The following is a 2,500-nucleotide window of genomic DNA, read 5'->3' on the forward strand; positions in this document are numbered from 1 at the left end:
GGAGTAGGATTTGAACCTTTGGCCTTCAGGTTATGAGCCTGACGAGGTGAAGAGGTTAGCAATTGATCCAGTGGATCAATTGTAGTCTGAACGGGCTGTGTTGATATTATTCGACCTGGTTGCGGGAGTAGGATTTGAACCTACGACCTTCAGGTTATGAGCCTGACGAGCTACCGGGCTGCTCCATCCCGCGACACTAGGTTGGCCTATCGCTTTCGCTACTTGAGGCCGGGGTCGAATAAGTATTGTTATCGTTTAGAGAGAATTGGGATTTTTCTAGGTTTGGCGGTGACCTACTCTCCCGGGGCTTAAGCCCAAGTACCATTGGCGCGGCAGTGCTTAACTTCCGGGTTCGGGATGGGACCGGGTGTTTCACTTGCGCTATGACCACCAAACCGAGGAAAATCCCTCGGTCGACTTTCTTGCTTTGCAAGAAAGCGACTATGCGGCAGGCAGCATCTTTATCGCAGATAAAGGCGCGTTGCCGCACGGTAGTGTATCAATCAACACCGCAGCTATGTGCTGCGAAGTTATCCATGTTTAAGGTGTGTATGTTTTTGATTTGTCTTTCCATTACTGGATCAAATCAAGCCTATCGGGCGATTAGTACCGGTCAACTGAACGCATTACTGCGCTTACATCTCCGGCCTATTGACGTGGTGGTCTTCCACGGCCCTCAGGGAGACCTTGTTTTGAGGGGGGCTTCCCGCTTAGATGCCTTCAGCGGTTATCCTGTCCGATCATAGCTACCCTGCACTGCTGCTGGCGCAACAACAGGTCCACCAGTGGATCGTTCACCCCGGTCCTCTCGTACTAGGGGCAACTCCTCTCAAGTCTCCTACACCCACGGCAGATAGGGACCGAACTGTCTCACGACGTTCTAAACCCAGCTCACGTACCTCTTTAAACGGCGAACAGCCGTACCCTTGGGACCTGCTCCAGCCCCAGGATGAGATGAGCCGACATCGAGGTGCCAAACACTGCCGTCGATATGGACTCTTGGGCAGTATCAGCCTGTTATCCCCGGCGTACCTTTTATCCGTTGAGCGATGGCCCTTCCACTCGGGACCACCGGATCACTATGGCCGTCTTTCGACTCTGCTCGACTTGTCAGTCTCGCAGTCAGGCTGGCTTCTGCCATTGCACTCAACGAGCGATTTCCGACCGCTCTGAGCCAACCTTCGCGCGCCTCCGTTACGCTTTAGGAGGCGACCGCCCCAGTCAAACTACCCGCCACGCAGGGTCCCGGATCCGGATAACGGACCGCGGTTAGACATCAAGAGTGCGAAGGGTGGTATCTCAAGGGAGGCTCCACAAAGACTTGCGTCTCTGCTTCAAAGCCCACCACCTATCCTGCACATCACAATCCTGATGCCAGTGCGAAGCTGTAGTAAAGGTGCACGGGGTCTTTCCGTCTAACCGCGGGAAGCCTGCATCTTGACAGGCAATTCAATTTCGCTGAGTCGATGTTGGAGACAGCGGGGAAGTCGTTACGCCATTCGTGCAGGTCGGAACTTACCCGACAAGGAATTTCGCTACCTTAGGACCGTTATAGTTACGGCCGCCGTTTACCTGGGCTTCAATTCAAGGCTCTCACCTCTCCTTTTAACCTTCAGGCACCGGGCAGGCGTCAGACCCTATACGTCGTCTTGCGACTTCGCAGAGCCCTGTGTTTTTAATAAACAGTCGCCACCCCCTGGTTTGTGCCCCCAGCCCCTAGTTGCCTAGGAACCGGGCCTCCTTCTCGCGAACTTACGGAGGTATTTTGCCGAGTTCCTTCAACATCGTTCTCTCAAGCGCCTTGGTATTCTCTACCAGTCCACCTGTGTCGGTTTAGGGTACGGTCTTATAGGAGGGCTATTTCCAGGAACCTCTCAGCAGCCCATTCAATCCGATAAGGATGAACTACCTCTGAGATCCGTCACCACTCCACGGCCTAGGAATATTAACCTAGTTCCCATCGCCTACGCCTTTCGGCCTCGGCTTAGGGGCCGGCTTACCCTGCTCAGATTAGCTTTAAGCAGGAACCCTTGGACTTTCGGCGAGAGTGTCTCTCACACTCTTTGTCGCTACTCATGTCATCATTCTCACTAGTGATCTCTCCACCGGATCGCTCACGCGCCGGCTTCATCGAAAGCCTCTCTCCTCCAATACGCCCGAAGACGTGAAGGAGGAATGAGACTATGTCACACTACGCTCTGCTACCATGCCTTACGGCATCCTAAGCTTCGGCTCATGGCTTGAGCCCCGTTACATCTTCGCCGCAGGACAACTTATTTAGACCAGTGAGCTGTTACGCTATCTTTAAAGGATGGCTGCTTCTAAGCCAACCTCCTGGTTGTTTTGGTCGTCCCACCTGCTTTCCCACTTAGCCATGAATTGGGGGCCTTAGCTGTAGGTCAGGGTTGTTTCCCTCTCCACTACGGACGTTAGCATCCGCAGTGTGTCTGCCATCTAGTACTCCCGGGTATTCGGAGTTTGGTTAGGATCAGTAAGCCTG

The 2,500-nt window shown here is 53.6% G+C and carries 1 tRNA gene and 2 rRNA genes (1 of these 3 cut by a window edge); all 3 read right to left on the reverse strand.

Going from position 1 to position 2,500, the window contains the following annotated elements:
* Window positions 1-116 precede the first annotated feature (116 nt).
* Window positions 117-193: transfer RNA gene (locus AC2FLE_RS21250), tRNA-Met, on the reverse strand.
* 87 nt (window positions 194-280) lie between these two features.
* Window positions 281-395: ribosomal RNA gene (gene rrf, locus AC2FLE_RS21255) — 5S ribosomal RNA — on the reverse strand.
* Window positions 396-582: 187 nt separating this feature from the next.
* Window positions 583-2,500, reverse strand: a 23S ribosomal RNA gene (locus AC2FLE_RS21260) (it continues 910 nt past the right edge of the window).

The sequence above is a fragment of the Ruegeria sp. CDSA077 genome (assembly GCF_059612265.1).